Source organism: Streptomyces sp. NPDC001002, from assembly GCF_053599215.1.
Map to the genome: position 1 here is coordinate 1 of NZ_JBSFLV010000262.1, position 6,542 is coordinate 6,542.

Consider the following 6,542-nt stretch of genomic DNA (forward strand, 5'->3'; position numbering starts at 1 on the left):
TGCAGCGCGCGCACCAACTGGTCCCTGCTGTCCACCTGTCCGTACTCGTCCCCCGGGGCGACGGTGTCGCCGGTGTCCGGGTGCGGACCAGCCCGAGGCCTACGTCCCCCAGTCGGACACCTACATCGAGAAGGACTCCTCGGTCAACGAGGAGGTGGAGCGCCTGCGCCACTCCGCGACCAACTCGCTGCTCACCCGCCGCGACGTCGTCGTGGTCGCCTCGGTCTCCTGCATCTACGGCCTCGGTACTCCGCAGGAGTACGTGGACCGCATGGTCCCCCTCAAGGTCGGCGACGAGATCGACCGCGACCAGCTGCTGCGCCGCTTCGTGGACATCCAGTACACGCGCAACGACCTGGCCTTCACCCGGGGCACCTTCCGCGTCCGCGGCGACACCATCGAGATCTTCCCGGTCTACGAGGAACTGGCCGTCCGCATCGAGATGTTCGGCGACGAGATCGAGGCCCTGTCCACGCTCCACCCGCTCACCGGCGAGATCATCAGCGACGACGAGCACCTCTACGTCTTCCCGGCCTCCCACTACATCGCCGGACCCGAGCGCCTGGAGCGGGCCGCCAACGACATCGAGAAGGAGCTCGGCGAGCGGCTGTCCGAGCTGGAGAAGCAGGGCAAGCTCCTGGAGGCCCAGCGCCTGCGCATGCGTACGACGTACGACCTGGAGATGCTCCGCCAGATCGGCTCCTGCTCCGGTGTCGAGAACTACTCGATGCACTTCGACGGCCGCGAGCCCGGCTCCCCGCCGAACACGCTGATCGACTACTTCCCGGACGACTTCCTGCTCGTCATCGACGAGTCCCACAACACGGTCCCGCAGATCGGCGCCATGTACGAGGGCGACGCCTCCCGCAAGCGCACCCTCGTCGACCACGGCTTCCGCCTGCCCTCCGCCCTGGACAACCGCCCGCTGAAGTGGGAGGAGTTCCAGGAGCGCATCGGACAGACGGTCTATCTGTCGGCGACCCCGGGCAAGTACGAGCTCTCGCGCGCGGACGGCGTGGTCGAGCAGATCATCCGCCCCACCGGCCTCATCGACCCCCAGGTCGTCGTCAAGCCGACCGAGGGTCAGATCGACGACCTGGTGCACGAGATCCGGGGCCGCGTCGAGAAGGACGAGCGCGTCCTGGTCACCACCCTCACCAAGAAGATGGCCGAGGACCTCACGGACTACTTCCTGGAGCTCGGCATCCAGGTCCGCTACCTGCACAGCGACGTCGACACCCTGCGCCGCGTGGAGCTGCTGCGCGAGCTGCGCTCCGGCGAGTTCGACGTGCTGGTCGGCATCAACCTCCTGAGGGAGGGCCTCGACCTGCCCGAGGTGTCCCTGGTGGCGATCCTCGACGCGGACAAGGAAGGCTTCCTGCGCTCCGGCACCTCCCTGATCCAGACCATCGGCCGTGCGGCTCGCAACGTGTCGGGCGAGGTCCACATGTACGCCGACAGGATCACCCCGGCGATGGAGAAGGCCATCGAGGAGACCAACCGCCGCCGGGAGAAGCAGGTCGCGTACAACGAGGAGCGGGGCCTGGATCCCCAGCCGCTGCGCAAGAAGATCAACGACATCGTGGCGCAGATCGCCCGCGAGGACGTCGACACCGAGCAACTGCTCGGCTCCGGGTACCGCAAGGGGAAGGACGGCAAGGGTGCCAAGGCGCCCGTGCCCTCCCTCGGCGGCAAGGCGGCAGGTGGCAAGGCCGCCAAGGGCAAGGGCAAGGAGACGGTTCCCACCGACCGCCCCGCGGCCGAACTCGCCGGCCAGATCGAGGAGATGACGGCACGCATGCGAGCCGCCGCCGCGGACCTCCAGTTCGAGATCGCGGCCCGGCTGCGCGACGAGGTGTCCGAGATGAAGAAGGAACTCCGGCAGATGCGTGAGGCAGGGCTGGCCTGACCACGCCGTATCCCGGATGCGAACGCGCTGTGTTGCAAGACCGACACAAAGTGCGGACCGGGGTACGGCACTGTCAGTGGCCGTGCGTAGGGTTCTGACAACCGCGGACCAAGCGGCAACAGGGGACAGTTCGAGAGGGGAATCGGCACGTGACCGTCAATATGACCAAGGGTCAGGCCATCAGTCTGCAGAAGAACGACGGCGGCAGCCTGAGCGCGGTCCGCATGGGTCTCGGCTGGCAGGCGGCTCCCCGGCGCGGCCTGTTCGGCTCCCGCACCCGCGAGATCGACCTCGACGCCTCCGCCGTCCTGTTCGCGGACAAGCAGCCCGTCGACGTCGTCTTCTTCCGCCACCTGGTGAGCGACGACGGCTCGGTGCGCCACACCGGCGACAACCTGGTCGGCGGTGTCGGCCAGGGCGGCGACGACGAGGCGATCCTCGTCGACCTCTCGCGCGTCCCGGTCCACATCGACCAGATCGTCTTCACCGTGAACTCCTTCACGGGCCAGACCTTCCAGGAGGTGCAGAACGCGTTCTGCCGCCTGGTCGACGAGACCAACGGCCAGGAGCTGGCGCGCTACACGCTGGCCGGCGGCGGCCAGTACACGGCCCAGATCATGGCGAAGGTGCACCGCTCCGGCCCCGGCTGGACGCTGACGGCCATCGGTACCCCGGCCAACGGCCGTACCTTCCAGGACCTGATGCCGTCGATCCTGCCGCACCTGTAGACGGACCGGCGACCGAGCGAGCGGCACACGACACGACAGACCGGCGCAACACCAGCGACACAGGGGGACGAAGGCGATGACGGCCGAGCTGGTGCGGGGACAGAACCACCCGCTCTCCCAGGCCCGACTCGAGATCCGGGTCTCGGCCGGCGCGCCCATCGTGGCCTCGGCCACCCTCGGCGACGAGAACGGCAAGGTGCACGGCGTGGAATGGGTGGCCCACCCGGGCGCACCCACCCTGCCGGGCCTGGAGGTCTCCAAGCAGGCGGCGGCCGGCCATCGCCTCGCGGTGGACCTGGGCGCCGTGCCGGAGGCGGTGCACCGTGTCTGTGTGCTGCTCGCCCTGCCCGTCGGGGTCGGCGGCCCGGTCCGGTTCGGCTCGGTCGCCGCCCCCTTCATCGCGGTCACCGGTCTCGACGGCACCGAGGTCGCCAGTTACACCATCACCGGCCTGGACGCCGAGTCGGCCGTGGTCGCCCTGGAGCTCTACCGCCGGCAGGGCGCCTGGAAGGTGCGTGCCGTCGGCCAGGGCTACGCCGGCGGACTCGCCGAACTCCTCACCGACCAGGGCCTGCCCGAGGCCCACCGGCTCGCGAGCGGGATCAACGACGCGGTGGCACAGGGCCTGGCCCGCTCGGTGCAGGCGCCCCCGCAGCGCACGGCGGACGGCGACCGTACGCGCCAGGCCGCCGCCCCGGCGCCCGGCCCGGACCAGTCCGGTCAGACACCCCAGGCCGGCTCCACGCCCCAGGGCGCCCCCGGACCCGTACCCCCGCACGCCACCTCGCCGTACGCGGCCTCGGGTGCGCAGCCCGGGTATCCCGCGGGACCCGCGCCCGCCGATCCCTCGACCGTCACCCAGCCCGCCACTCCCACGGCCGGCGGACCGGTCGACTACAGCCACCCGCGACGGCAGACCGGCGCTCCGCCCACGCCGCCGCCGACCGCACCGCCGGCCCGGCCCGGACAGCCCGCGCAACCCGTCGCGGGCGACGCGAACGGCTGGTCGATGGACGAGCGGCTCTACAACCAGATCTGGGGCATGTTCGAGGACCTGGCCCGCAGCACGGCCGCGTACCGCAGCGCCGTCGACTTCGCCGAGTCCCGCATGGAGAAGGAGCTCGACCAGGCCCTCTCCGACCCGCGCAGCCGGATCGGCGGACAGGGCGACGCCGCGCGCGAGGCGGCCCGCGCCAAGCACGCGCAACTGGTGGACCAGGCCAGGGCCTCCCTGGACCGGGACCTCGGCCAGCTCGCGGCCGAGGCCGACGTCGTGGAGCCCGCGCTGCCCCCGGCCTTCGCCCGCTGGGACAACCCCGTGTGGCACGGCTACCGGGTGCCGATGGAGATCCCCATGGCCCTGCGCCTGGGCGATCTCCACCTGCCCGAGAGCGAGTTGCTGCGCATTCCGATGCTGGTCCGCCTGCCGCTGGAGCGCGGTCTGTGGATCGACAGCGGCCAGGCCGGACTGCAGGACGACTCGTTCGCCGACTCCCACGAGCTGCGCCGCCTCGCGCTGGACACGGCGGTGGCGCTGGCGGCCCGGCTGCTCGCGGTCTACCCGGCCGGCGAGTTCGGCGTGCACGTCATCGACGCGGCCGGCTCCGGCGGGCAGGCGTTCGCGCCCCTGGTGCAGTCGGGCGTGCTCGCGGCTCCGCCCGCCCTGGGCGCGGCCGGGGTGGCGGACGTCCTGGCCCGGCTCACCCAGCGCGTCGACCTGGTGCAGATGGCGGTGCGCGGCGGTATGGCCGACGCCCTGCCGCCCGGCCTGGACACGGCCGAACAGCTGCTCATCGTCCACGACTTCCCGCACGGCTTCGACGACCGGGCCGTGACCCAGCTGCGCTACCTCGCCGACGAAGGCCCGGCCGTGGGCGTCCATCTGATGATGGTCGCGGACCGGGAGGAGGCCGCCGCGTACGGGCCTTTGCTCGACCCACTGTGGCGTTCGCTGCTGCGACTCACCCCGGTGCCCGACGACCATCTCGCCGACCCCTGGGTCGGACACGCCTGGACGTACTCACCGGCGCTGGTCCCACCCGGCAGCCAGGTCCTCCAGCAGGTGCTGGCCCGGGTCGCCGAGGCCCGGACCAAGCGTCGGTAAAGGCTCCTGACCAGCAGTTTTGTCTTTCTTTTGCCAATCGCTTTACCTTTTCTTGGTGATTGGGGTACTGTTCTTCCTACGGAGGGGAGTACTCCCTGACACTTGCGGCGTTCCCGTCAATACGGATCAGGCCAGATCCCGGGGCGTCGGCCCACACTTGGGTGGAAGAGACCTCCGGCAGCGACGACGCTGACATTTGCCGTTACGTACTGCCGGAGGCGCAGTGGATGTTTCGCCGACCCTTTGGGTCCTGACCATCGTGGGCCTAGCCGCCCTCATCGCCATCGACTTCTTCATCGGGCGCAAGCCGCACGACGTATCGATCAAGGAAGCGGGGATCTGGACGGTCGTCTGGATCGCCCTCGCCGGACTCTTCGGCCTCGGCCTGCTGGTCTTCAGCGGCGGGCAGCCCTCCGGTGAGTTCTTCGCCGGCTTCATCACCGAGAAGTCGCTGAGCGTCGACAACCTCTTCGTCTTCGTCCTGATCATGGCGAAGTTCTCGGTGCCCTCGCAGTACCAGCAGCGGGTGCTGCTCGTCGGCGTCCTCATAGCCCTGGTCCTGCGGGCCATCTTCATCGCGGCCGGCGCGGCCATCCTCGCCAGCTTCGCGTGGGTCTTCTACCTCTTCGGCGCCTTCCTCATCTGGACCGCCTGGAAGCTCATCCAGGAGGCCCGGGCCGACGAGGACGACGAGGAGTTCGAGGAGAACAAGCTGCTCAAGGCCGCCGAGCGCCGCTTCGGTGTCGCCGACCGGTACCACGGCACCAAGCTCTGGATCCAGGAGAACGGCAAGCGGGTCATGACCCCGATGCTGGTCGTGATGCTCGCGATCGGCACCACGGACGTCCTGTTCGCGCTCGACTCCATCCCGGCGATCTTCGGCCTGACCCAGGACCCGTACATCGTGTTCACGGCCAACGCGTTCGCCCTGATGGGTCTGCGGCAGCTGTACTTCCTCATCGGCGGCCTGCTCAGGAAGCTGGTCCACCTCAGCTACGGCCTGTCGGTGATCCTCGGCTTCATCGGCGTCAAGCTGGTGCTGCACGCCCTGCACGAGTCCGGTGTGCACGTCCCGGAGATCTCCATCCCGGTCTCCCTCGGCGTGATCTGCGGTGTCCTGATCGTCACCACGATCACCAGCCTCATGGCCTCCAAGAAGCAGGCGGCGGCCGAGGCGGCGCAGGAGGCGAGCGAAAGCGCTCCGAAGGATCGCATCCAGACCTGACCACGACGGACGTAGGAACAACCACCATCGGGAGTGCCCCTCGGCGAATTGCCGAGGGGCACTCCCGATGCTTCGTTGAGTGATGAGCGTTCCCGCCCGGGGACGCACCACCGGGTGGAGGCATCGTGGACGCACCGACGAAGTTCGTGCAGATCGTCGACTTCGAGACCGATCGCATCGAGGAGATGCGCGCGCTGGCCGAGGAGACCGACCAGCGACTCGCGGACCGCACCGGCGGTCCCACCCACCGTCTCGTGCTCAAGGACCGCAATCAGCCGGGCCGCTATCTCGTGGTGATCGAGTTCAACTCCTACGAGGAAGCCATGGCCAACAGCGGTGACCCCGAGACGACCAGGTTCGCGGAGCAGATGGCCGCGCTGTGTACCAGGCCGCCGTCCTTCATCGACTGCGACGTAGAGGAGATGACCGAATTCAAGTGACGCGCGCCGGGTTCGAGTGAGGTGCACCGGGTTCAAGTGAGGCGCTCCCGGTCCAGGTGAGGCGTTCGGGCCCCGCACCGCCGGAGTTCGGGCACCTCTGGTGCGCCTGCCGCGGCTCTCGCCGTCCGCCGAGGTC

General features: G+C 69.6%; 4 protein-coding genes and 1 pseudogene. All 5 read left to right on the forward strand.

Annotated features, from left to right (window positions below):
* Window positions 1-88: 88 nt before the first annotated feature.
* Window positions 89-1,909 (forward strand): annotated as a pseudogene (gene uvrB / locus ACWDR3_RS46815) (excinuclease ABC subunit UvrB); the annotation flags it as partial.
* Window positions 1,910-2,058: 149 nt separating this feature from the next.
* Window positions 2,059-2,637 (forward strand): TerD family protein, encoded by a 579-nt coding sequence (locus ACWDR3_RS46820; protein ID WP_450358804.1) that lies wholly within the window; start codon window positions 2,059-2,061, stop codon window positions 2,635-2,637.
* A gap of 76 nt (window positions 2,638-2,713) precedes the next feature.
* The gene (locus ACWDR3_RS46825) at window positions 2,714-4,741 is read left to right on the forward strand and encodes a TerD family protein (RefSeq protein ID WP_450358805.1); all 2,028 of its coding nucleotides are present in this window, start codon (window positions 2,714-2,716) and stop codon (window positions 4,739-4,741) included.
* Window positions 4,742-4,964: 223 nt separating this feature from the next.
* The gene (locus tag ACWDR3_RS46830; protein ID WP_450358806.1) at window positions 4,965-5,966 is read left to right on the forward strand and encodes a TerC/Alx family metal homeostasis membrane protein; all 1,002 of its coding nucleotides are present in this window, start codon (window positions 4,965-4,967) and stop codon (window positions 5,964-5,966) included.
* 125 nt (window positions 5,967-6,091) lie between these two features.
* Window positions 6,092-6,406: a hypothetical protein gene (locus tag ACWDR3_RS46835; RefSeq protein WP_450358807.1), complete on the forward strand. Its 315-nt coding sequence runs from the start codon at window positions 6,092-6,094 to the stop codon at window positions 6,404-6,406.
* The last annotated feature ends 136 nt before the right edge of the window (window positions 6,407-6,542 follow it).